Consider the following 23559-nt stretch of genomic DNA (forward strand, 5'->3'; position numbering starts at 1 on the left):
CTAGCTATCGCCTAGGGGAATGCTGGCTCGATCGATCAGGTGGGCGGTGGCCACTCCGAGGGCCGCGGTCGCCGTGGTAGGAGGCAGCGCCTCCAAGCTGGCCGAGGCCTGCTGGGCGTAGTGCCGGGCCACGTCTAGAGCTTCCTGCACCCCGCCGCTGGCCTGCACCAATTGCAGGGCCGAGCGGACGGTTGCGTCGGACACCGTCCCCCCCAATAGATCCCTGAGCTGGGGGCCGTAGCTAGTGCCCAGCGCCCGGATCACCGGCAGCGTATAGATCCCCTCGTGCAGGTCGTTGCCCGACGGCTTCCCCAAGTGCTCGTCGGTGGCCACGATGTCCAAGATGTCGTCCACCACTTGGAAGGCCAGCCCGTAGTAGCGGCCGAACTCGGTAAGGGTGTCCACCATCGGCCGGTCCAGCCCGGCCACCAGGCCGCCGATGCGACAGGAGGTGGCCAACAAGGAGGCGGTCTTTCCCTCGATGGAGTGGGTGTAGGAGGTCTCGGTGCGGTCGGGGTTGCCGGTGTCCTGTAACTCTCGCACCTGGCCCTCACACAGCCGTCCAATGGTGGCCGCCAGCAGCCCGGCCACCTCGGTGCCCAGTGAGGCCGCCAGCTCTGATGCCCGGGCCAGCAGGAAATCCCCGGCCAGGATGGCCCGCAGGTTGCCCCACTTGGCGTTCACGCTGGCCACATTGCGCCGCACTTGGGCCTCGTCCATCACATCGTCGTGGTACAGCGAGCCGAGGTGAACGAGCTCCACGGCTACACCGCCGGTGAGCACATCGTCTTCGACGGGTGCCGGCTGGGTCTGGCCGATGGACGCCGATGCGATCACGAACCCCGGCCGAACCCGCTTTCCCCCCGCCCGGATGAGATGACCGGCTACTTCGGTGAGAAACGGGTGCTCGGTGTGGATCGACTCCTCCAGCCGGAGCTCCAGTCGTTCCAGGTCGCGCCCCATGGTGGGAATCGGATCGAGGGGGCTGCGAACCACGCATTCAGCGTAGTGGTCTAATCCTCATTTTCTCCCATTCAGCCCGATTCGCGGCGTCTTCGGCGGTGTTGGGTTGGGGGGTGGTTGGGGCTTCGGGAACGAAATCGGGGGGTGAGGGGGTTACACTTCGGGACAAGCCCCCTATTGGGAGACTGCCGTGTTCGAGAGATTCACAGATCGGGCCCGCCGGGTCGTTGTTTTGGCCCAGGAGGAGGCGCGCCTGCTCCACCACAACTACATCGGCACCGAGCACATCCTGCTCGGCCTGATACACGAGGGCGAGGGCGTGGCCGCCAAGTCCTTGGAGTCGCTGGGCATCTCCCTGGAGGCAGTGCGCAACCAGGTTGAGGAGATCATCGGCCAGGGCGGTTCGTCCCCGTCGGGCCACATTCCGTTCACCCCCCGGGCCAAGAAGGTGCTCGAGCTGTCATTGCGGGAGGCGCTCCAGCTCGGCCACAACTACATCGGCACCGAGCACATCCTGTTGGGCCTGATCCGAGAGGGAGAGGGAGTGGCCGCCCAGGTGCTGGTGAAGCTGGGCGCTGATTTGTCGAGGGTCCGTCAGCAGGTCATCCAACTCCTGTCGGGCTACGGAGGCCCCCAGGGATCAGGTGCCTCGGATAAGGCCACCACTGCTCCCGGCGACCGCGGCGAGACTGGATCAGGCTCGCTGGTGCTCGACCAGTTCGGCCGCAACCTCACCAAGCTGGCCCGAGACAGCGGGCTCGACCCGGTGATCGGTCGGCAGCGGGAGACCGAACGGGTCATGCAGGTGCTCTCCCGGCGCACCAAGAACAACCCGGTTCTGGTGGGCGAGCCCGGAGTGGGCAAGACCGCCATCGTGGAGGGCCTGGCCCAGAAGATCGCGGCCGACGACGTTCCCGAGACCATTCGCAACAAGCAGCTCTACACCCTGGACTTGGGGGCGCTGGTGGCCGGATCCCGCTACCGGGGGGATTTTGAGGAGCGCCTCAAGAAGGTGCTCAAGGAGATCAAGACTCGGGGCGACATCATCTTGTTCATCGACGAGCTGCACACCCTGGTGGGCGCGGGCGCGGCCGAGGGGGCCATCGACGCCGCCTCCATCCTCAAGCCCATGCTGGCCCGGGGCGAGCTCCAGACCATCGGGGCCACCACTCTCGACGAGTACCGCAAGCACCTGGAGAAGGACTCCGCTTTGGAGCGCCGTTTCCAGCCGGTGAAGGTGGATGAGCCCACCATCGCCCACACCATCGAGATCCTCAAGGGGTTGAGAGACCGCTACGAGGCCCACCACCGGGTCACCATCACCGACCAGGCGCTGGTGGCCTCGGCCAACCTGGCCGACCGCTACATCTCCGACCGCCACCTGCCCGACAAGGCCATCGACCTCATTGACGAGGCCGGCTCCCGCCTGCGCATCAAGCGGATGGACACTCCGAAGGACTACAAGGACTTCGAGGGCCAGCTATCCCAAGTCGTGGCCCAGAAGAAGAGCGCGGTGGAGCAGCAGGACTTCGAAGAGGCCGGGCGGCTGCGGGACCAGGAGAAGGAGCTGCTGGCCGGCAAGGAGCAGATGGAGGAGGAGATCCGGGCCAAGGGCGTGGATCTGTTCGACGAGGTGGACGAGGAGGCGGTGGCCGAGGTGCTGTCCATCTGGACCGGCATCCCCGTCTACAAGCTCACCGAAGAGGAGACGGCCAAGCTCCTGCGAATGGAAGATGAGCTGCACAAGCGGGTCGTCGGCCAGGAGGACTCCATCAAGGCGGTGTCGCAGGCCATCCGCCGCACCCGGGCCGGCCTCAAAGACCCCAAGCGGCCCAGCGGATCGTTCATCTTCTTGGGCCCGTCGGGCGTGGGCAAGACCGAGCTGGCCAAGACGCTGGCCGAGTTCCTGTTCGGCGACGAGCAGGCCCTCATCGCCCTGGACATGTCGGAGTACATGGAAAAGCACACCGTTAGCCGGCTGGTGGGCTCACCGCCGGGCTACGTCGGCTATGAGGAGGGCGGGCAGCTCACCGAGGCGGTGCGGCGCAAGCCCTTCTCGGTGGTTCTGTTCGACGAGATCGAGAAGGCCCATCCCGACGTGTTCAACACCCTCCTGCAAATCCTGGAGGAGGGCCGCCTGACCGACAGCCAGGGCCGGTCGGTGGACTTCCGCAACACCGTGCTGATCATGACCTCCAACCTGGGCACCCAGAACCTGCGCAAGGCCAACCTGGGGTTCACCAAGGCTGACGAGGCCATCACCTATGAGCGCATGAAGGAAAAGGTCACCGACGCCCTCAAAGACCACTTCCGCCCCGAGTTCCTGAACCGCATCGACGAGGTCATCGTGTTCCACGAGCTGACCCGGGCCGAGGTTACCCGGATCGTGGACTTGATGATCAAGCGGCTCCAGAACCAGCTTGAGGCCCAGGGCATCGGTTTGGAGCTCACTGAGGAGGCCAAAGTGCTGCTGGCCCTGCGGGGCTACGACCCGACGCTGGGGGCCCGTCCGCTTCGCCGGGCCATCCAGCGCCTGGTGGAGGATCCCCTTTCGGAGCGACTCTTGTGGAAGGAGTTCCGGGCGGGCGAGACCATTTTGGTGGATGCCGAGGAAGATCCCGACGAGCCCGGCTCGGAGCGGATCGGCTTCCGGGCGGTCGAGGGCTTCGAACCGCCCCCGGTGGAAGAGTTGGCTGGCGCTTAGTCGAATGCCCGCAGTGGTTCGCAGGGGGGCCGCGAGGCGACGGGCTGGCGTGTCCGCAGCAGTCCAAAGGGTGGCGCTCTTGGTTGTACTGGTTTTGGGACTGGCCGCCTGTCAGGTCGACATCGAGGTCGGTATCGGCTTCAACGAGGACGGCTCTGGGTTGGTCACGGTGGACGTGGCGCTCGATCAGGAGGCAGTTGCGCTGGCCCCCGACATCACCTCCCTGCTGTTGATCGACGACATCGAGGACCCTGCCTCGGGCTGGTCGTACAACGACCCCCGGATCGACGAACAGGGGCGCACCAGCTTCTCGGCATCCAAGCCGTTCGGGTCGCCCGAGCAGCTTGAGTCGGTTTTGGCTGAGATCTTCGGCTCGGAAAACGTGTTCCGGGATTTCACGTTCGAGCGGGCCACCTCCTTTGCGCAAACCGACTATCGGGTGACCGGGGTGGTCGATTTGTCGGAAGGTTCGGATCTGTTTATCGATCCGCGGCTCACCGAGCGCCTCGGCGGCGAACCCCTTGGTCAGCCAATTCCCAACTTGGAGGAGGCGCTATCGGGAGTAGCCGTGCGCTTGGTTTTGGATCTGCCGGTGGGTGCCGAACAAGAGGAGACTTTGGAGCTGGGACAGGGGGCGGTGAGCATCGAGATGACCGCCCAAGAGGAGAGCGGCACCGCGGTGACCCTTCGATGGGTGGCCTGGGCCGCGTTTGCGCTGCTGGGCCTGTCGGTGCTGGTTGCCGTAGCCGGCTATCTGCTGGAGCGCCGGAACCGCATCCGCAGCACCGATCCGAGCGTGCCCCAGGAGCCGTTGGTTCGATCCACCGCCGCGGCTGCGGCCCAGCCCCCGGCTCGCCGGTTGCGGCTGGTGGTCTTGAACCCGCTCGGGGTGCTGTTCGAGCCGTCCGACGAGCCGTCTCAGCTCCTGGCCGATTTCGCCGTCGAGCGCGGCTCAGAGGTGGATGCCGAGAGCGTGGAACAGCTTCATAACCAGGCAGTTCTCGGTCGCATCGCCCCCGCTGAGCTGTGGACCGGACTCGGGTTGGACGACGACCCCGCCGAGCTCACCGAGCAGTACTTGGAGCAGTTCACCATGCGGTCGGGGGCCCGGGACTTTATGGCCGAGATGGCCCGACGGGATTTGCCGGTGGCCTGTCTCACCAACGACATCGCCTCATGGTCGTCGGCATTGCGGGATCGGCTCGAGATCACCGGTGTGGACACCTGGATTGTGAGCAGCGAGGTCGGGGTGTGCATGCCCGCTCCGGGCATCTATGAAGCCCTGCGCCGGACGACAGCGGTTCCCTACGAGAACGCGCTGCTGGTGGATGTGAGAGTTGGGCATCTCGACGCCGCCCATGCACTGGGGATGTCCACCGCGCTGCTGGCCGATTCCCGGCCTCAAGACGGGGAGGCCCCTGGTCACGCGGTGGTGACCAGCTTCTCCGACTTCTTCCGGCGCCGTCCCCGGTCTTAGCCCAGAAGCTGGGCGGCCTGCGTCGCGAAGTAGGTGAGGATTACGTCGGCGCCTGCTCGGCGGATGCCGGTGAGCGTTTCGGCGACGATGGCCTGCTCGTCCAGCCACCCCGATGCTGCGGCCGCCTTGATCATCAAATATTCGCCGCTCACCTGGTAAGCGGCCACCGGCACCACCGAGGCTTCCGCGAACTGTCTCACCACGTCGAGATATGGTCCGGCTGGCTTGACCATGACCATGTCGGCGCCCTCGGCGATGTCCAACTCCAACTCCCGCAGGGCCTCGCGGCTGTTGGCCGGGTCCATCTGGTAGGTCTTCTTGTCGCCGGAGCGGGGAGCCGAGTCCAGCGCCCCCCGGAATGGCCCAAAGAATGCCGACGCATACTTGGCGGTGTAGGCGCAGATGCCCACCTCGGTGTGTCCGTGGTGGTCGAGCGTTTCTCGGATGGCCCCCACCCGGCCGTCCATCATGTCGCTGGGGGCCACGATGTCGGCGCCGGCATCGGCGTGGGTCAAGGCCTGGCGGCACAGCACTTCGACAGTCTCGTCGTTCACGATGGTGCCGTCGGGGGCCACGATGCCGTCGTGGCCGTCGCTGTTGTAGGGGTCGAGGGCCACGTCGGTCATCACCACCGTGGCGGGATGGGCCGACTTGATGGCTCCGATGGTTTGGGGGATGAGCCCGTCGGGGTTCCAGGCCTCGTCGCCGGTGGGGGTCTTGAGCTCATCGGGGGCGGCCTCGAACAGCACCACCCCCTGAACCCCCAGATCGGAGGCCCGCCCCACTTCGCCCACCAGGCCGTCGATACTCCACCGGTTTGTGCCGGGCATCGAGTCGATGGGCTCGTCGGGACCTCGGTGTACGAACAGGGGCAGCACGAGATGGGCTGGGCTCAGTTCGGTCTCGCGCACCATGTCCCGGATGGCCGGGGTGCGCCGGTTTCTCCTGGGCCGGGCGGTGAGCTCCAAATGCGGATGAGCCATGCCCCTATGCTCCCATCTCTGCTCTCTTTGCGCATTGCTGGTGAGCTAAACAAGGGCCATGCGCATTGAGTTGTCGACGGGAACGGCGGCTGAGTTGGTACGGGTTGAGGGGGCTGACCGAGGACTGGTGCTGATCCCCGACCTCATGGGACTGCGGCCCCTGTTCGACGACCACGTGGCTCGCTTGGCCACTGAGCAGGGCTGGACGGTATGCGCTCCCCAAGTATTCGCCGGTCGAGAACACCTGGAGGCCGAGGAGCGGATGGCCGCAGTTCGGGAGCTGGTGGACGACGAGGTGCTGGCCGACGTGCTGGCCGCAGCCGACGCCACCGAGTGCGAAACGGTGGTGCTCACCGGGTTTTGCATGGGCGGCATGTACACCATCAAGGCCGCAGCCACCGGGCGGTTCCACCGGGCGGCCGCGTTCTACGGGATGATCCGAATACCCGACGACTGGCAGGGCTCTGGCCAGGGGGAGCCGCTCGAACACCTGGCCGCAGGAGACCCGTGCCCGCTGCTGGCGATCATCGGCACCGAAGATCCGTTCACGCCGCCCGACGACGTGACCGCCCTAGAGGCGGCTGGTGCGGTAGTCGTGTCCTACGAGGGTGCCGATCACGGATTCGTACATGATCCGGTCCGCCCGGCCCACCGACCCGACGATGCGGCCGACGCCTGGGCTCGGGTCATCGAGTTCCTGAGCCAATAGCGGCGATGGCAACCCGGCCCCCGGTTTGGACGGTCATCGTGGCCGCGGGCTCGGGCAGCCGTTTCGGTGGCGCCAAGCAGTACCTGGAATTGGCGGGCAGCCGGGTGGTGGACCGCAGCGTGGCAGTAGCCGCCCAGGTGAGCGACGGGGTGGTGGTGGTAGTGCCTGCCTCCGATGTGGCCGCTGAGTCAGAGCGGTTGACCGCCTCCGCGGTGGTGGCCGGAGGGCCGAGCCGGGCCGCCTCGGTCCGCAATGGATTGGCCGCAGTGCCCCACGACGTGGCCATTGTGTGCGTCCACGACGCGGCCCGCCCGCTGGCCGGCACCGAGGTGTACCAGAGAGTCATCGACGAGGTGCGATCAGGGGCTGCCGGGGCCGTGCCCGTGGTGCCGGTGACCGATACCATCCGCAGCGTGGACGGGGGAGCGGTTGATCGCAGCACGCTGCAAGCGGTACAGACCCCGCAAGCCTTTGAAGCCGAATTGCTGCGGATGGCCCACGCCGACGCCGCTGAGGCCACCGACGATGCCAGCTTGGTGGAGGCGGCGGGCTATTCGGTGGTCGCGGTAGAGGGCCATCCCCGCAACATCAAGATCACCCATCCCGACGACTTGGCCGCCGCCGAGGCATGGTTGGCGACATGAGCGGGGATATGCGAGTCGGCCACGGATTCGACACCCACCGATTTAGCGACGACCCCGAACGCCCCTTGATCCTGGGCGGGATCCGGTTTGACGACATGCCAGGGCTGGTGGGCCACAGCGACGGCGATGCCGTGGCCCACGCGGTGACCGACGCCCTGTTGAGCGCCGCCGGATTGGGCGACATCGGCGTGCTGTTTCCCGACACCGATGACCAGTGGGCCGGTGCCGACAGCCTGGGATTGCTGGCCGATGCCGTGGCCCGCCTGGCCGATGCTGGTTGGCGGGTTGTGAACGCAGACTGCACCGTGGTGGCCGAGGCCCCCCGCATCGCCCCCCGACGAGATGAGATGCAGGCCCGGCTCAGCGACGTGGTCGGAGCTCCCGTCTTTGTGAAGGGCAAGCGGGCCGAGGCAATGGGCGCGCTGGGGCGGGGCGAGGGCCTGGCTTGCTGGGCGGTGGCCCTCATCGAGCGCCAGTGAGCGCACAGGGTCCGAGAGGCGGCAGCAGGCGAGGTCGGGGCGGCGGCCCCAACAGGGGCGCGAACAAGGGCCCCAACAAGGGTCACAGTAAGGGACGACCGCCAGGTGACCATCAGCGCAGCCGCCGCCAACAGGCCGGTCTGGGCGGTGACCGGATAGAGGGCCGCCAAGCGGTGCGAGAGCTGCTCCTGGCTGGCACCCGCCCGGTGCGTGAGGTTGTGGTCGCCGCCGGTCAAAACCAAACCGGAGCGCTGGCCCAAATCGTGGAGCTGGCCACCGAGCTGCGGGTGCCGATAAAGGAGCTGGCCAGGACCAAGTTCGATTCGATGGCCGTCACCGAAGCCCCCCAAGGGGTGATAGCCCGAGCCGCCCCCCTGACCGAGCACGACTTGGACGAGCTGGCTCGTCCCGCCGATGGCCGTCAGCCGTTCTTGTTGGTGCTTGACGGGGTTACCGACCCGGGCAATGTCGGGGCCGCGCTGCGGACCGCGGAGTGCGCCGGAGTCACCGGCGCAGTCTTGGGGCGGCACCGGTCAGCCCACATCACCCCAGCCGCCGCCAAGGCCGCCGCCGGGGCAATCGAGCACGTACCGATGGCCGTGGTCCCGGGCATTCCCAACGCGCTGGCCCGACTGGCCGAACTGGGCGTGTGGACCGTGGGCCTGGATGTCGCCTCCTCCACCTCGGTATATGAGCTGAGCGTGGCCTCCGAAGCCGTGGCGCTAGTAGTGGGCAGCGAGGGCCGGGGCCTGTCCCGCCTAGCCCGCCAACGCTGCGACGTAGTGGCCACCATCCCCCTGTCAGGCCACCTAGCCTCGCTAAATGCCGCCGCCGCAGTAGCCATAGGCACCTTCGAAGTAGCCCGCCACCGCCAGGGTGAGTAAAGTGCAGGAATGTCAATCAATATAATGTGATTCTAGTGATTGACAATTTCTGAGACTTTGTGTAGCATCATCGTATGGGAACTTTTGCTCTGCCGATTCGGGTTGCCAGCATGGACGGCGGGGAGTCCAAGGAGACCGAGGCGATCGTGGACACCGGCGCTGCCTACACCACCCTGCCCGGTCGGCTGCTACGCGAGATGGGAGTAGAGCCCATTGGTCAGCGCCGATTCCTTTTGGCCGACGGACGACGGGCGATCATGGAATACGGACGAGCATGGGTGACCGTGGAAGAAGAGAGCGAGGTAACCCTCGTTGTCTTCGGTGAAGACAACGGTCCGGCGTTGCTGGGCGCCTACACCCTCGAGGGCCTGGCCCTCGCCGTCGACCCGGTCGAACAACAGCTAGTGCCTACCCAACTCATCTTGTACCAAATAGCCAGTTGACCGCTAGGTCTGGGGTGGGGCGAGGGAGTCGGCGATTAGGGCTTGGACTACGGCGTGGAGGGCCTCGTCGTCGGTGGCGCCTTGCTCGAGCGCCTTGCGGTAGACGGATACTTGGCGGTCGGCCGAGGTGCCGCGTTGGCAGATGGTGCGGGTGTGCTCGATTTCCGACACGCAGTCGAGGGCCTCGGCGTCGGGCCTGACCAACTCGATCATCTCCTCCACCAGGTCGGGCATCGGCACCAGTTCGCCTTTGCCGAAGTCGATCAGGCTGTCGCTGATGCCGTATCGCTCGGCCCGCCACAGGTTCTCGGACACGAGGAAGTTGGCGTAGCTGCGCCACCGGCGGTTCTCCACCTTGAGCCTCCACAGCATCCGCAGCAAGCAGACGTACATGGCGGCCACGGCGATCGTGTCCTCCATTCGCGTGGGCAGATCGGTGACCCTCATCTCCAGAGTGGGGTAGCGCTCCGACGGACGGATGTCCCACCACACTTTGGTGGAGTCCTCGATGACCCCGGCCTGCACCAGCACCTCCACGTGGCGCCGGTACTCGGCCCACGAGTCGAACTTCTCCGGCAGCCCAGTGCGAGGTAGCGACCGGAACATTGCCATGCGGTAGCTCTTGAGGCCGGTGTCTCGTCCTTCCCAGAACGGCGACGAGGTGGACAGGGCCAGCAGGTGGGGCAAGAAATAGGTGACCTGGTTCATTAGATCCACCCGCAGGTCGGGGTCCTCGATGCCGACGTGGACGTGCAGTCCGGAAATGACCAGCCCGCGGGACACGCCTTGGAGATCGTCAGCCAGAGCCTGGTAGCGCTCCCCTTCGGTCACCTTCTGCTGGTGGGGGTGGGCGAATGGATGGGAAGAGGCCGCGATCGGCGCCAGCCCGTAGTCGTCGGCGGCCTCGGTGACCGCCAAGCGCAGCAGTCCGATGTCGGCTCTCAGATGCTTGAAGTCGGTGCAGATGCCGGTGCCGATCTCGAGCTGCGAGCTGAACAACTCCCGGGCGACGAGACCGTGGTGCAGGTCGGCCACCTTCTCCAGAATCCCAGACGGCTGCTCGGTGATGAGGGCTCCGCTCTCGCGCTCCACAAGGAGGTACTCCTCCTCAATCCCCATCGACCAGGCTGGTTCGTCGGCCACGGCGACTCCTTTCCGAGCAATGGCTGAGGACACGCGATATCAGAGCCCGAGACAGGAATCGAACCTGCGACCTGCTGTTTACAAGACAGCTGCTCTGCCGACTGAGCTACTCGGGCCTTTGTTGAGAAAGAGCATAAAGGGTGCGGTTTGGGGAGGGTGCTTGAATAGCGCCTAGTGGTGGGCAACGCTTGTTGGAATGGCCCTCACAAAACGGGATCGGGCGATCTTGGACTTTGAGCGAACCTGGTGGCAGGAGACCGGGTCGAAAGAGGCCGCTATCCGGGCGCGCTTTGAGCTTTCTACCACCCGGTATTATCAGCTGCTGAACGAACTATTGGAAGAGACGGATGCCATGGAGTACGACCCGATGGTTGTACGGCGACTGCGGCGGATTCGCGATCGCCGCAGACGATCCAAATTCGGTCAGACTTCGGTCGGCCGGCAGCCGTCTCGATAACAGTCCGGAGCCACAGGCACTATGGAGTCGAACCGAGCACCTAACAACCAGATGGCCATCAAAGGGGTGGTGCTGGTTCTCGCCCTGATCGCAGCCGGAGCATTCGTGCTGGCCCGCGGCCTCGACGACGGCGAGGATTCCGCGCCGGTTGCCACCCAGCCCACGGCTGAGGCCACGATGGCCCCCGAGGAGATCCCCGACCCAGTCGATACGCCGTCAGACGGCGGCGATGAAGCCGAGACTCCTGCCCCCGCACCTGACGAGACTCAGCCGGCCGCCCCAGCACCCGAGGTGACCCAGCCGCCCGCCCCCGACCCGGAGGAAGAGCTTGAGTGCCGTGATCCGTCCACCATCGGTGTGCTGGTGGCCAACGGCACCGATGTCTCGGGGGCAGCCGGTCGGCTCTCCGGTGAGTTGAACGCCGCGAATTACGTAACGCTTCAGCCGGTAAATGCCAGTCCCCAAACCAGCTCGGCCTTCTACTACCGGGCAGGCTATGAAGTTGACGCCCAGTGCATTGCCAGCCAGCTGGGCGTGGGTGCCGGGCCGTTCTTCCCGATGTCCGATCCTCCTCCCGGCGGAATCACCCTGGAGACACTGGGCAACGCTTACGTCCTGATTCTGATCGGACCCGACAGCCTGGCCCAGCGTCCTGGCTGACAGCCCGATGGCTCTGGCCAGATTGCCAACCGCGGTTTCGGCGGCCGTCTGCTGAATGGCGGAGGCCGCATGCATATCGTTGCTGCGCCCGACAAGTTCCGGGGCACGGCCACAGCCGTTCAAATCGCCGACGCCATAGTCCTCGCCGCCGAGCGGGCCGGGGCCACGGCCGACGCCGTACCCATGGCCGACGGGGGGGAGGGCACGCTGGAGGTGCTGGGAGGGGCCAATCGTACCACCACCGTGACCGGTCCCCTGGGCGACCCGGTGGAGGCCCCGTGGCGGTTTCACCGACACACCGCGGTGGTCGAGATGGCCCGGGCCTCGGGGCTGGCCCTGGTGGGCGGGGCTGAGGCCAACGATCCGGTGGGGGCGACCACTTACGGAACCGGGGAGCTGATCGAGGCGGCGATGGAGCGGGGCGCCCGCCGGGTTTTGGTAGGGGTGGGGGGCTCGGCCACCACCGACGGTGGACTGGGCGCGCTGAGGGCGCTGTACCCCCTACAACGTCTCAAAGGGGTCGAGCTGGCCGTGGCCTGCGACGTGAAGACCCGGTTCACCGACGCCGCCACGGTGTTCGGGCCCCAGAAGGGGGCCGGTCCGACTCAGGTGGAGTTGCTGCGCCGGCGGCTGGAACGGCTCAGCCAGGTGTATGCCGAAACCTACGGCGTGGCGGTGGATGACATCGAGGGCTCGGGGGCGGCTGGCGGCTTGGCTGGCGGCCTGGCGTGTGTGGGCGCCGAACTGGCCAACGGCTTCGAGCTGTTGGCTGAGGAAGTGGACCTGTACGGACGTATCGAGGAGGCCGATCTCGTGGTGACCGGCGAAGGCGCCCTCGACGCCACATCGTTCCAGGGGAAGGTAGTGGGCGGTGTGGCAGAGATGGCGGCGGCCGCCGGGGTGCCGTTGCTGACCGTGGTGGGACGGGTGGACGGCGCCGTTGCCCCGGCCTGCGGGGAGCTGGTCAGCCTGAGCGACCGCTTCGGTGCCGAGCAGGCCATGGCCAACACCGCCCGGCTGGTCGGCCAAGCGGTCCTGGACTATCTGGCCCCATAGCCGAGCCGTTCCCTCAAAGAGCCTGGCGGAAGTATCCGGGCACCTCGATCAGGGGCGGGCGTTCCTGCATGGTGATCTCGGTGTCGCCGAAACCGGGGCGGTGCAGCGTGATGGCGGTATTCACCAGCGTGCGGTCGGCCCGGTGCAGGGCCACCTGCATGACCTCGGTCGCCTGGGACGACAGCTCGTGCAGCGGGCGATTGCGGTGAACGCGGGTGCCCAGGTCCACTTGGGCTATGGCGTTGTAGCCCGCGAGCCGGCACACATCGATGAGCAGTCCCATCTCCACGCCGTATCCTTGGACGAACGGCACCCGCTCCAGCACCTCCCGCCGGCCGGCATACTCCCCCGCCAAGGGCTGGATAATCTCACCCAGTTCGGGGAACAACAGGGCAATAAGCGGGCGGGCCACCAGTTCGGTTGTGCGCCCCCCGCCCCGCTGGTCGGCCCCTACCGGGCGGTGGTAGAAGCCCTTGCAGTAGCCGATGGACTCGTCGATCAACAGCGGCCCCAGCAGGCCGAAGATGAAGTGGGGGCTGAAGTTGGCCACATCGCTGTCGCACCACACGACGAGGTCGCCGGTGGAGGCGTACAGCGACTTCCACAGGGTTTCTCCCTTGCCGGGCTGGTTGCCCAGATGGGCCAGCACGTCGGAGCAAGCCACCACCGTGGCCCCGGCGGCCTCGGCCACCTCGGCGGTGCGATCGGTGGAGTGGTCGTCCATCACGATCAGCTCGTCCACCAGGCCCAGCTTGTCCATGAGCTCGGCGCGGACCACCTCGGCGATGGTCCCGACGGTGGCCTCCTCATTGCGAGCGGGCAAACACACCGACACTCTCGTCGACCCCTTGCGCTCCACTAGGTCGGCAGCCGTGAACTCGCCAGCCGCGAATCTTCGCCGCCCGGTCACTGCCGCCCCCGGCTCACGAGTCGTCTTTGGTGCGTCATCCGAATAGCATCATGGCCCATGAGCGTGACCGTTCGGATACCGACCACCCTGCGTCCTCTGGCCGGAGGAGCCAGTGAGGTCGTCGTTGACGGCGAGAACGTCCGCGACGTGATCGTCTCGCTGGATGCCGCCCACCCCGGTTTCATGGACCGGCTCATCGACGAGTCGGGCGGCCTGCACCGGTACGTCAACGTGTTCGTGGACGATGACGACGTGCGGTTCGCCGACGGATTGGCCACCTCGGTTCCCGACGGCCAGACGGTGGCCATCGTGCCCGCCGTAGCCGGCGGTTGATTTCTCACTGCTCCACTGCTCGAGATTGGCCTACTTGAGTTTGGCGTTTCTCGGACTCCTCGGTAACCTTTAGCAGTCTCATACTGAGAGTGCTAAAAGCCGGCGCGACAAATGCCGGCGCGATAACCATCGGCACTATGCCAAATGGGTGTGGGCCGAAAGTGCAAAAGGGAGAGTTCGAGGATGCCCAAGATCATCTCATTCGATGAGCAGGCCCGACGCTCGCTGGAGTCGGGAATGAACCAGCTGGCCGACGCCGTGCGGGTCACGCTAGGCCCCAAGGGCCGCAACGTCGTTCTGGAGAAGAAGTGGGGCGCCCCCACGATCACCAACGACGGCGTGTCCATCGCCAAAGAGATCGAGCTGGAGGACCCCTACGAGAAGATCGGCGCTGAGCTGGTCAAAGAGGTGGCCAAGAAGACCGACGACGTGGCCGGCGACGGCACCACCACCGCCACCGTGCTGGCCTGGTCGATGGTGCGCGAGGGGCTGCGGAACGTGGCCGCCGGGGCCAACCCCATGTCCATCAAGAAGGGCATCGAGGCCGGGGTGGACGCCGCAGTGGAGGCCATCCACTCCCAATCGGTGGACGTGTCCTCCGACAAGGCCCAGATCGCCAACGTTGCCGCCATCTCGGCGGCCGACGCGGAGATAGGCGAGCTGATCTCCGAGGCCATCGACAAGGTGGGTAAAGACGGCGTGGTCACCGTGGAGGAATCGCAGACCTTCGGCTTGGAGCTGGACTTCACCGAGGGCATGCGCTTCGACAAGGGCTACATCTCGCCCTACTTCGTGACCGACGCCGAGCGGATGGAAGCCGTGCTAGACGAGCCCTACATCCTGTTCGTGGGATCGAAGATCACCGCGGTGCGCGACATCGTCCCGGTGCTGGAGAAGGTGATGCAGGCGGGCAAGCCGCTGCTGATCATCGCCGAGGACGTGGAGGGCGAAGCTCTGGCCACCCTGGTGGTAAACAAGATCCGGGGCACCTTCAACTCCACCTCGGTGAAGGCTCCCGGTTTCGGCGACCGCCGCAAGGCCATGCTCCAAGACATGGCAATTTTGACCGCCGGCCAGGTCATCAGCGAAGAGGTGGGCCTCAAGCTGGAGAACACCACACTCGACCTGTTGGGCCGGGCCCGCAAGGTGGTCATCACCAAAGACGAGACCACGATCGTGGAGGGCGCGGGCGACCGCAGCGATGTGGAGGGCCGCATCTCCCAGATCAAGGGCGAGATCGACAACACCGACTCCGACTACGACCGGGAGAAGCTGCAAGAGCGCTTGGCCAAGCTGTCGGGCGGCGTTGCCGTGCTCAAGGTGGGCGCCGCGACTGAAGTGGAGCTCAAAGAGAAGAAGCACCGCATCGAGGATGCCGTCAGCACCACCAAGGCGGCCATCGAAGAGGGCGTGGTCGCGGGCGGGGGCGTGACCCTGCTGCGGGCCCAAGACGCGGTAGACAGCGCCGCGGGGGATCTCGCGGTGGACGACGAGGCCACCGGCGCCCGCATCGTGTCCAAAGCGCTGGAGGGTCCGCTGACCCAGATCGCGGTCAACGCCGGCCTCGAGGGCGGCGTGATCGTGGAGCGGGTCCGCAATCTGGAGGGCAACTCCGGTCTGAATGCGGCCACCGGCGAGTACGAGGATCTGCTGACCGCGGGCATCATCGACGCCGCCAAGGTCACCCGCTCGGCGCTCCAGAATGCCGGCTCCATCGCCGGGCTGTTCTTGACCACCGAAGCGGTGGTGGCCGACAAGCCGGAGGAGAACGGCGGCATGCCCGGTGGCATGCCCGACATGGACTTCTAGTCCGCATCGCCGCTCGCGGCGGTAACGTCGCGGTATGGCCGAGCTTCATCCCGTTTGTGCGCCTCTGGCGTTCCTGTTGGGAACGTGGCAAGGCACCGGCACGGGGATATACCCCACCATTGAGGACTTCTCGTACACCGAAGAAGCATCCTTCGCCCATGTGGGCAAGCCGTTCGTGGCCTATGGGCAAAAGACCAGAGACGCCGACACCGGCCTGCCCCTCCACGCTGAGGCCGGGTATCTGCGCCCCCAGGGCGATGGTCGGGTCGAGCTAGTGCTGGTGCAGCCGTCGGGAATTGTCGAGCTGCTGGAAGGCACGGTGGAGGGCAGCACCGTACAGCTGGCGTCGACTGCCGTGCTGGGCACCGCATCGGCCAAGCCGGTGACCGCCACCGAGCGGCGCATATGGTTGGACGGCGATGTTCTGCGTTCCTCGGTGGCCATGGCGGCGGTGGGGCGGGAGCTCCAGCACCACGTGGTCTCCGAGATGTATCGGCTGCCATGACTCGAGGGCGCTCTGAGCGGGTGCTGGTGCGCCACTGGGACGGGTCCGAGGAGCACCGGCGCCCCGACGATCTGGTGGTGGAAGAGCCGCTCACCATTGAGCTCGACGCGGTGACAGTGACAACCACCATGCGCACTCCCGGTCACGACTTCGAACTGGCTGCCGGGTTCTGCTTCACCGAGGGACTCTTGGGCGACGCCTCGGTGACCTCTATCCGCTACTGCGCCAACGAGCCGGCGGCCGACACCGAGTACAACCTGGTCACGGTGGAAACCGACGGCGCCCCCGAGCCCACCCCCCGCCTGGGCTTGACCACGTCGGCGTGCGGGCTGTGCGGGGCCGAGAGCATCGAGGCGCTGCGGGAGCGGCTGAGCCCGCTGCCGGTGGGCGGGGCGCCCATATCGGCCGACGTGCTGGCTCAGGTGCCCGAGCGAGTGCGGGCCTTCCAAGAGCTGTTCGGCACCACCGGGGGGGTTCACGCCGCGGCGGCCTTCGGGGCCGACGGCCAGCCCACTTTGGTGCGTGAGGACATCGGCCGCCACAACGCGGTGGACAAGGTGGTGGGCCGAATGCTGCTCGACGGCAACCTGCCCGCCGAAGGCCAAGGGCTGTTCGTGAGCGGCCGGGCATCGTTCGAGATGGTGCAGAAGGCGTGGGCGGCAGGCTTTGGTGTGCTGGTGGCAGTGAGCGCCCCTTCCGCACTAGCGGTGGAGACGGCCGCGGCGGCGGGATTGTGCCTGGCCGGGTTCGTGCGCGACGGCCAACTCAACTTCTACTCCCCGTCTGGATAAGAATCTTGGGCATGCGCCCCCTGCCCAAGCTCACCCCCGAGAACGAGTTCTTCTGGACGGCGGGGGCCGACGGCGTGCTGCGCTTCCAGTACTGCGAGGCCGCCGACCGCTACCTCCATCCCCCCAGAGCGGTATGCCCGGGTTGCGAGGAGGCACCCAAGATCAGGGAGGTGTCGGGGCGGGCCACGGTGGTGGGGGTGACCGTCAACTATCAGCCGTGGCTGCCCGACATGGAGGTTCCCTATGTGATCGGGCTGGTGGCCATCGAGGAGGACCCCCTGGTGCGCCTCACCACCCTCATCGTGGACGCCGAGCCCGACGAGGTGGTTATCGGCCTGCCGGTGTCGGTGCGCTTCGAGCACCACAAGGACGTGTGGCTGCCGGTGTTCGCCCCCACCGGCGAGCCGGTGATTGAGGCGGACGAGTACGCCGAGCCCGCCCCGGCGCCGGTGCGGGCCATGCCTGTTTCCGACAAGTTCGAGTCAAAGGTGGCCATCACCGGGATCGGGTTGTCGCAGGTAGGCCGGCGACTGGGCCGCGACCCCATGGGTCTGGCGGTGGACGCCTGCCGGGCCGCGGTGGCCGACGCCGGGCTCACCATGGACGACATCGACGGCCTATCCACCTATCCGGGCGGCGGCGCCAAGGACGGCGGCCACTCCGAGGGGGGCATCTACCCGGTGGCCGACGCCCTGGGCATCGCTCCCACCTGGTTCTGCGGCACCATGGAAACCCCCGGCCAGAGCGGCGCGGTGGTCAACGCCATGCTGGCGGTGGCCTCCGGGCTGTGCCGTCATGTGCTGTGCTTTCGCACCGTTTGGGAGACCACATCGATCGCCTGGGGCAATCGCCAGAACACCGGGGTGGGCGGCGGAGCCCGCATCTCAGGGGAGATGGAGTGGCGGCTGCCCTATGGGGCCATGTCGGCGGGCAACTGGATCGCCCTCATGGCCAGCCACTATTTCCACCGCTATGGCGCCACCCGGGAGCAGCTGGGGTGGATCCCGGTGACCGAGCGAGCCGGCGCGGCCCACAACCCGGTGGCCATCTACCAAGAGCCCATGACCATCGACGACTACTTGGACGCCCGCATGGTCACCACCCCGTTCGGCCTGTTCGACTGCGACGTGCCCTGCGACGGTTCCACCGCTCTGGTGGTGTCGGCACTGGATCGTGCCTACGACGGCCCCCATCGCCCGGTGCTGGTGGAGGCAGTGGGCACCCAGATGGCGGAGCGGATGTCGTGGGACCAGGGGACGCTGCTGCACGAGCCCATGGTGGACGGCCCCTCTGCCCATCTGTGGAGCCGCACCGACTTGAAACCGGCCGACGTGGATGTGGCCCTGCTCTACGACGGGTTCAGCTTCAATGCCCTTTCATGGTTGGAAGGACTGGGGTTCTGCGGCAAAGGAGAGGGGGCTGCGTTCGTGGAGGGGGGCACTCGTATCGCCCGCGACGGAGAGATCCCGCTCAACCCCCACGGAGGCCAGCTCTCGGCCGGGCGGCTCCACGGCTATGGATTCCTGCATGAGGCGGTGACCCAGCTCCGGGGCCACGGCGGCGGGCGGCAAGTGGACGACGCCGAGTTGGCGGTGGTCAGCACCGGCGGCGGCCATCCCGGCGGGACGTTTCTTTTTGTGCGGGGATGACCTGGCCTCTTCGTCCGAGGCTGATCCGGTCTGCTAGAAGTGGGCCATGGCTGCATACATCATCGTCAATTACCAGGTCGACAACCCCGAGCTGTACGGGGAGTACATGCAGGGCGCCGCGGGCGCTCTGGGCATCGGTGACGGTGCCGAACTGGTTGCCTTCGACACTGAGTCGGAAGTCATCGAAGGAGACTCCGCTGGTCATCAGACCGTGGTGCTCAAGTTCGACTCCAAAGAGAAGGCCCGCGAGGTGTGGGAATCCGACGCCTACACCGCAGTGGTGGGCAAGCGCCACGACGCCACCAGCCGCCATTTCGCCGTGCTGGTGAACGGCTTCGGCGACTGACCATGCACCGGTGAAGGTGATGCGACATCGGGGCTACGGGTGGGTCGCCCTCGTTCTTGTCGGCGCGCTTTTGGCTGTTGGCTGTGGCGGCAGCTCTGACCGCTCGACCGGCGAGAGCGTCCCGGCTGAGCCGACAGAGGTGGCCCAGCCCGACGCGGCGACGGATTCCTTGGCCGACAGCTCGAGCGATGAGAGCGTCCCGGCTGAGCCGACAGAGGTGGCCCAGCCCGACGCGGCGACGGATTTCTTAGCCAATGCTCCTGAGCTGGTGATCGGCACGGTGTTGCCGGAGACCGGTGCACTCAGCTATCTGCATCCGCCGGAGATTTCCGGTGTGAAGCTGGCGGTGGAGGACATCATTGCCGCCGGAGGCCGGATAAGGCTCTTGCAAGGCGATTCGGGCACCGACCCCGACATTGCCGTGGAGACGGTGAACCGGCTGTTGGGGGAGGGCGCCCAGGTCATCGTGGGAGCGGCCGCGTCCGGAGTGTCGCAGTCGATCATCCAGACCCTGTATGAAACCCAGATCGTCCAGTGCGCGGCTTCCAACACATCCCCGTCGTTCAGCACGCAGGACAACGCTGAGTACTACTTCCGCACGGTGGTCACGGCCAGGGCCGATGCCCCGGTCATGGCCGACAACATCGCCCGGGGCGGGGGGACTCACGTGGCCATCTTGGCCCGGTCCGACGACTGGGGGAGGTCGCTGTCGGTTCTGCTGGAGGCGAGCTTGCAAGAACTGGGCATCGCAGCCGAGATCGTGCCGTTTTCCCAGGATGCCCCCAGCTTTGAGGACGTCGCGCAGTCGGTGCAGACGATGGGGGCTGACACTGTTGCGGTGCTTGCCTTTGCCGAGGGGGCTCAGATCCTCCGCAGCTTGTTGGAGAACAATGTGCCGCCCAGTGCCATTCACGCCGGGGCAGGTATGTTCGACCTCGAACTGCCCTCTCGGGTAAGCCCTGGCAATCCGGCCGACTTGGACGGGCTCACCGTGTATGGCGCATCGGGAGGGGATGAGTTCAACGAGAGGCTGTCGGAGACCGTTGGCGGGAATATCATCTTCGGCGGGCAGGCCTACGACTGTGTGACGATTCTGGCCCTGGCCACGCTGGCCGCGGGCACCCATAACGGCCCCGAGCTGATCGCCGTGGTTCCCGATATCACCCGCGGGGGCCAAAAGTGCACGTCGTTCAGAGAATGCGCCGCGCTGCTGGCCGACGGAGTGGACATCGACTACGACGGGGCCTCCGGTCCGGTGGAGCTCGATGATGTGGGCGATACCACGGTTGGCCGCTACGCCGTCGCCAAGGTGCGCGGCGGCAACCTGGAGGTGGTCAAGATCGAGGATGTCGTCCTCGGGGCGTAGGATTCATCGGTGATGAGCGACCTGGAACGCAACGCCGCCGGGCCGGTGGAGCCGTCGATCGGGATCGGCGTTCTCCACCTGTTTGGCAAGCTCGGCTCGACGGCGGAGCCCGAAGCCATCACCGCTGCGGTCAAAGATGCTGAGTCCCAGGGCGTCCAAGTGGTGACGGTGGCCGTGCTCGGCCACAAGGCCGACATCGCGTTCATGGCTCTCCATGCCGATTTGTGGCGGTTGCGGGATTTCCAGACCAAGTTGTGCCAGGGTGGGCTGAGCGCCGTGGATTCCTATGTGTCGCTCACCGAGCTGTCGGAGTACGCCGCAGGGCTGCCCGAGGAGACCAAGCAGGCCCGGCTGTACCCCCAGCTCCCCCCCGAGGGCAAGCCGGCGTGGTGCTTCTACCCCATGTCCAAGCGCCGCAACCCCGATCAGAACTGGTACGAACTGCCCTTCGAGCGCCGCCGGGAGCTCATGTACGAGCATGGGGCCACCGGCCGCACATTCGCTGGCCGGGTGTTGCAGCTCATCACCGGCTCCACCGGTATCGACGACTACGAGTGGGGTGTCACCCTGTTCTGTGAGCACCCTGACGACCTCAAAGAGGTGGTGTACACCATGCGCTACGACGTGGCGTCGGCCCGCTACGCCGAATTCGGCCCCTTCTATGTCGGCATGGTGGCCTCGATCGAGGCGGTGCTCGATCGGCTGGCATAGTAGTAGCTGCAGTAATCATGTAGGCGTGAAAGGCTCGTGGACATGAAGAGAACTCGCTGGTTATGGGCTGTTGTCTTGGTGGCGCTAATCGCCGCGGGGTGCGGCAACGACGACGATGGCGGGGATACCGCTCACCCCGAAAACGAGCTGGTGATCGGCTCGGTGATGCCCGAGACAGGTGCGTTGGCGTTTCTGGTCTCGCCGATGGTCGAGGGTATCGGCTTGGCCATGGAAGACATTGCCGCGGCGAACGGGAATGTGCGGCTCTTGACCGGCGACACCGCCACCGACCCCGACGTCGCCCCCGAGGCGGTCAACCGGCTGCTGGGCGAGGGGGCTCACGTCATCGTGGGAGCGGCGGCGTCAGGGGTGTCGCAGTCGTTCATCCAGACCCTCTACGACGCCCAGATCCCCCAATGCTCCCCGTCCAACACCTCGCCATCGTTCTCCACCCAGGAAAACGCCGCCTTCTACGTCCGGACGGTGCCGCCTGATGAGGCGGTGTCGCCGATCTTGGCCAGCATCGTGGCGGCCGACGGTGCCACCAATGTGGCCATTCCGGCCCGAGCCGACGATTGGGGCAACGCCCTCTCCAGCCTGCTGGTGGACAGCTTCGCCAAGCTTGGAGTGGGCGCCCAGATCATTGCCTATGACGAGGACGCCACCAGCTACGACGCCACGGTTGCGGCCATCGAGAGCATGGGAGCTGACGCAGTGGTACTGGTCACGTTTGCCGAGGGCGCTCAAATTATCCGGGGAATGCTTGAAGTCGGCATCCCGCCCGACGCCATGTACGGCAGCGACGGCATCTACGACCGGAACTTGGCTGAAACGGTGGATCCGTCCAACCCCAACGTGCTCGACGGCTTTGTGGCGGTGACGGCGGGAGGCGGTGATGAGTTCAGCGAGCGCCTGGTTGAACGGACCGGCGGAGACGTGGCCTACGGGGGCCAATCGTACGATTGCGTGGTGGTGTTGGCCTTGGCTGCGCTGGCCGCCGGTTCCACTGCCGGTCCTGCCATCATCGACCAGATTCAGGCGGTGACCCGCGGTGGCCAGAAGTGCTTCTCCTTCGCGGAATGCGCTGGATTGATAGCCGAGGGCGCCGACATCGACTACGACGGCGTCTCCGGGCCGCTGGAACTCGACGACGTGGGCGATCCCACATTTGGCCGCTACCTCATCGCCGAGTTCATCGACGGCGTGCTGACCGTGACCGGTAGCCAGGACGTCGACTTGGCCGAACTGGGCTGAGCCCGAACCACTGATCGCCCGGACTCAGCCCTAGAGCAGGTCGCTAGTTGTTGTAGGCCGTCTCGGCGTGGAGTGACTGGTCGAGGCCGACGCTCTCGTCATCGGCTGAGGCCCGGATTCCCATGGTGCGGTGGAGCACCCAGGTGATGATGAAGGTGGCCGCGAAGCTGTAGGCCATCACCGCCAGAATGGAGATGATCTGGTTGGCCAGCAGCTCGCCTCCGCCGAAGAAGACGCCGTCGATAAAGTCGGCTCCTTCGTAGACGCCGGAGTCGGCGAAGAACCCGATCAACACCCCGCCGATGATCCCGCCAAACATGTGGATGCCCACCACGTCGAGGCTGTCGTCGTACTGATAGCGCAGCTTGAGTCCGATGGCCAGGAAGCACAGCACGCCGGCCGCGGCGCCGATCACGATGGAGGCCAGCGCCCCCACGAAGCCAGCCGCCGGAGTGATGGCCACCAGCGCGGCCACGATGCCCGAGGCCATGCCCAAGGCGGTGGGCTTGCCATCTTTGATGGTCTCGGCCAGCATCCACGAGCACAGCCCCGCCGCCGCCGCCAGGAAGGTGGTCAAGAATGCGTGCGAGGCACCGGCACCGGCGGATAAAGCCGATCCGGCGTTGAAGCCGAACCAGCCGAACCACAGGATGCCGGCACCCAGAAGCACAAGCGGCAGGTTGTGGGGGAAGTCCACATCGCGGGGCCAACCCTTGCGGGGGCCGAGCAACAGCACGACGGCCAGGGCGGCGGCGCCGGCGTTGATGTGGATGGCGGTACCACCGGCGAAGTCGTGGGCCGGAAGCTTGGCGATCCAACCTTCCCCGCCGTAGATCCAATAGACCACCGGCGAGTACACCACGAACGACCAGACGGGCACGAAGATGGCCCAGGCGGAGAACTTCATTCGCCCGGCCACCGCCCCGGAGATGAGCGCAGGGGTGATGACCGCGAAGGTCATGCCGAACACGAATTCCCGCTTGCTCCCAAAGTCATCAACGCCATTCAAAAAAATGGTGTCGAAGTCTCCAAAGAGCGGGAAGCTCCAATCGCCCGAAGCGAACCCGAAGCCGAACAATGCCCACAGCAGGGGAACGATGCCCAGGCAGTAGAGGTTCATGTTCATCATGTTGAGCACGTTCTTCGCGCCGACCATGCCCCCGTAGAACAAGGCCAAGCCCGGCACCATGAACATCACCAGAGCAGCGGAAACAAGTACCCATGCAGTACTGCCCGCGTCACCGATACCGAGTTCCATCACACCCTCCGATAGTTGACGACTA

24 protein-coding genes and 1 tRNA gene are annotated in these 23559 nt (G+C 66.2%); 19 read left to right on the top strand and 6 right to left on the bottom strand.

Annotated elements, in window-relative coordinates; all coding sequences use genetic code 11:
• Window positions 1–996, bottom strand: coding sequence for a polyprenyl synthetase family protein (locus ACOGJC_RS12675; RefSeq protein WP_419845361.1), 996 nt, complete (start codon window positions 994–996; stop codon window positions 1–3).
• A gap of 157 nt (window positions 997–1153) precedes the next feature.
• Here ACOGJC_RS12675 and ACOGJC_RS12680 point away from each other — a divergent pair, with 157 nt between their 5' ends.
• Window positions 1154–3667 carry an ATP-dependent Clp protease ATP-binding subunit gene (locus ACOGJC_RS12680; protein WP_419845362.1) on the top strand — a complete coding sequence of 838 codons (2514 nt, stop codon included), beginning with the start codon at window positions 1154–1156 and terminating at the stop codon, window positions 3665–3667.
• 70 nt (window positions 3668–3737) lie between these two features.
• On the top strand, window positions 3738–5144 hold the full coding sequence (locus ACOGJC_RS12685; protein ID WP_419845363.1) for an HAD family hydrolase: 1407 nt from the start codon (window positions 3738–3740) through the stop codon (window positions 5142–5144).
• On the opposite strand, the gene hemB is transcribed toward ACOGJC_RS12685, so the two are convergent.
• A complete protein-coding gene (gene hemB / locus ACOGJC_RS12690; RefSeq protein ID WP_419845364.1) occupies window positions 5141–6127 on the bottom strand; it encodes a porphobilinogen synthase in 987 nt (328 codons plus the stop codon). The two genes, ACOGJC_RS12685 and hemB, sit on opposite strands and share 4 nt — an antisense overlap.
• 58 nt (window positions 6128–6185) lie before the next feature.
• Between hemB and ACOGJC_RS12695 the strand changes: the two genes are divergently transcribed.
• From ACOGJC_RS12695 to ACOGJC_RS12715, 5 genes are all read left to right on the top strand, one after another.
• Window positions 6186–6836, top strand: coding sequence for a dienelactone hydrolase family protein (locus ACOGJC_RS12695; protein WP_419845365.1), 651 nt, complete (start codon window positions 6186–6188; stop codon window positions 6834–6836).
• A gap of 5 nt (window positions 6837–6841) precedes the next feature.
• On the top strand, window positions 6842–7480 hold the full coding sequence (ispD, locus tag ACOGJC_RS12700; RefSeq protein WP_419845366.1) for a 2-C-methyl-D-erythritol 4-phosphate cytidylyltransferase: 639 nt from the start codon (window positions 6842–6844) through the stop codon (window positions 7478–7480).
• Window positions 7481–7488: 8 nt separating this feature from the next.
• A complete protein-coding gene (ispF, locus tag ACOGJC_RS12705; RefSeq protein ID WP_419848237.1) occupies window positions 7489–7959 on the top strand; it encodes a 2-C-methyl-D-erythritol 2,4-cyclodiphosphate synthase in 471 nt (156 codons plus the stop codon).
• Window positions 7956–8843, top strand: coding sequence for a 23S rRNA (guanosine(2251)-2'-O)-methyltransferase RlmB (gene rlmB / locus ACOGJC_RS12710; RefSeq protein WP_419845367.1), 888 nt, complete (start codon window positions 7956–7958; stop codon window positions 8841–8843). Before ispF ends, rlmB begins: the two co-directional genes overlap by 4 nt.
• A gap of 74 nt (window positions 8844–8917) precedes the next feature.
• Window positions 8918–9286 carry an aspartyl protease family protein gene (locus ACOGJC_RS12715; RefSeq protein WP_419845368.1) on the top strand — a complete coding sequence of 123 codons (369 nt, stop codon included), beginning with the start codon at window positions 8918–8920 and terminating at the stop codon, window positions 9284–9286.
• Window positions 9287–9289: 3 nt separating this feature from the next.
• Here ACOGJC_RS12715 and ACOGJC_RS12720 read toward each other — a convergent pair whose 3' ends face one another.
• Both ACOGJC_RS12720 and ACOGJC_RS12725 read right to left on the bottom strand, forming a co-directional pair.
• On the bottom strand, window positions 9290–10429 hold the full coding sequence (locus ACOGJC_RS12720; RefSeq protein WP_419845369.1) for a carboxylate-amine ligase: 1140 nt from the start codon (window positions 10427–10429) through the stop codon (window positions 9290–9292).
• Window positions 10430–10472: 43 nt separating this feature from the next.
• Window positions 10473–10545 (bottom strand) — tRNA-Thr (locus ACOGJC_RS12725).
• A gap of 80 nt (window positions 10546–10625) precedes the next feature.
• Between ACOGJC_RS12725 and ACOGJC_RS12730 the strand changes: the two genes are divergently transcribed.
• The 3 genes from ACOGJC_RS12730 (at window position 10626) to ACOGJC_RS12740 (ending at window position 12602) form a co-directional block, all read left to right on the top strand.
• Window positions 10626–10886 carry a DUF3263 domain-containing protein gene (locus ACOGJC_RS12730; RefSeq protein WP_419845370.1) on the top strand — a complete coding sequence of 87 codons (261 nt, stop codon included), beginning with the start codon at window positions 10626–10628 and terminating at the stop codon, window positions 10884–10886.
• A 21-nt stretch (window positions 10887–10907) separates the two neighbouring features.
• Window positions 10908–11546 (top strand): LytR C-terminal domain-containing protein, encoded by a 639-nt coding sequence (locus ACOGJC_RS12735; RefSeq protein WP_419845371.1) that lies wholly within the window; start codon window positions 10908–10910, stop codon window positions 11544–11546.
• A gap of 69 nt (window positions 11547–11615) precedes the next feature.
• Window positions 11616–12602 carry a glycerate kinase gene (locus ACOGJC_RS12740; RefSeq protein ID WP_419845372.1) on the top strand — a complete coding sequence of 329 codons (987 nt, stop codon included), beginning with the start codon at window positions 11616–11618 and terminating at the stop codon, window positions 12600–12602.
• Between the two features lie 13 nt (window positions 12603–12615).
• Here the strand turns inward: ACOGJC_RS12740 and ACOGJC_RS12745 are convergent, their stop codons facing one another.
• Window positions 12616–13512, bottom strand: a complete 897-nt coding sequence (locus tag ACOGJC_RS12745; protein WP_419845373.1) for a glucosyl-3-phosphoglycerate synthase — start codon at window positions 13510–13512, stop codon at window positions 12616–12618.
• A 57-nt stretch (window positions 13513–13569) separates the two neighbouring features.
• Here ACOGJC_RS12745 and ACOGJC_RS12750 point away from each other — a divergent pair, with 57 nt between their 5' ends.
• The 9 genes from ACOGJC_RS12750 (at window position 13570) to ACOGJC_RS12790 (ending at window position 22276) form a co-directional block, all read left to right on the top strand.
• Window positions 13570–13845 carry a ubiquitin-like small modifier protein 1 gene (locus ACOGJC_RS12750; protein WP_419845374.1) on the top strand — a complete coding sequence of 92 codons (276 nt, stop codon included), beginning with the start codon at window positions 13570–13572 and terminating at the stop codon, window positions 13843–13845.
• 183 nt (window positions 13846–14028) lie between these two features.
• A complete protein-coding gene (groL, locus tag ACOGJC_RS12755; RefSeq protein WP_419845375.1) occupies window positions 14029–15654 on the top strand; it encodes a chaperonin GroEL in 1626 nt (541 codons plus the stop codon).
• A 34-nt stretch (window positions 15655–15688) separates the two neighbouring features.
• Window positions 15689–16159: an FABP family protein gene (locus ACOGJC_RS12760; protein ID WP_419845376.1), complete on the top strand. Its 471-nt coding sequence runs from the start codon at window positions 15689–15691 to the stop codon at window positions 16157–16159.
• Window positions 16156–16950: a formate dehydrogenase accessory sulfurtransferase FdhD gene (locus ACOGJC_RS12765; RefSeq protein WP_419845377.1), complete on the top strand. Its 795-nt coding sequence runs from the start codon at window positions 16156–16158 to the stop codon at window positions 16948–16950. Before ACOGJC_RS12760 ends, ACOGJC_RS12765 begins: the two co-directional genes overlap by 4 nt.
• A gap of 11 nt (window positions 16951–16961) precedes the next feature.
• On the top strand, window positions 16962–18599 hold the full coding sequence (locus ACOGJC_RS12770) for a thiolase C-terminal domain-containing protein (protein ID WP_419845378.1): 1638 nt from the start codon (window positions 16962–16964) through the stop codon (window positions 18597–18599).
• Between the two features lie 46 nt (window positions 18600–18645).
• Window positions 18646–18945 (top strand): DUF1330 domain-containing protein, encoded by a 300-nt coding sequence (locus ACOGJC_RS12775; RefSeq protein WP_419845379.1) that lies wholly within the window; start codon window positions 18646–18648, stop codon window positions 18943–18945.
• Between the two features lie 19 nt (window positions 18946–18964).
• Window positions 18965–20311, top strand: a complete 1347-nt coding sequence (locus tag ACOGJC_RS12780) for an ABC transporter substrate-binding protein (protein ID WP_419848238.1) — start codon at window positions 18965–18967, stop codon at window positions 20309–20311.
• A gap of 12 nt (window positions 20312–20323) precedes the next feature.
• A complete protein-coding gene (locus ACOGJC_RS12785) occupies window positions 20324–21022 on the top strand; it encodes a chlorite dismutase family protein (RefSeq protein ID WP_419845380.1) in 699 nt (232 codons plus the stop codon).
• Between the two features lie 42 nt (window positions 21023–21064).
• Complete coding sequence (locus tag ACOGJC_RS12790; RefSeq protein WP_419845381.1) at window positions 21065–22276, top strand: ABC transporter substrate-binding protein; 1212 nt, start codon at window positions 21065–21067, stop codon at window positions 22274–22276.
• Window positions 22277–22319: 43 nt separating this feature from the next.
• On the opposite strand, the gene ACOGJC_RS12795 is transcribed toward ACOGJC_RS12790, so the two are convergent.
• Complete coding sequence (locus tag ACOGJC_RS12795) at window positions 22320–23534, bottom strand: ammonium transporter (protein WP_419845382.1); 1215 nt, start codon at window positions 23532–23534, stop codon at window positions 22320–22322.
• Window positions 23535–23559: the final 25 nt, after the last annotated feature.

This window comes from Candidatus Poriferisocius sp., from assembly GCF_965204015.1.
In the GTDB taxonomy this organism is placed as follows: Bacteria; Actinomycetota; Acidimicrobiia; order Acidimicrobiales; family Bin134; genus Poriferisocius.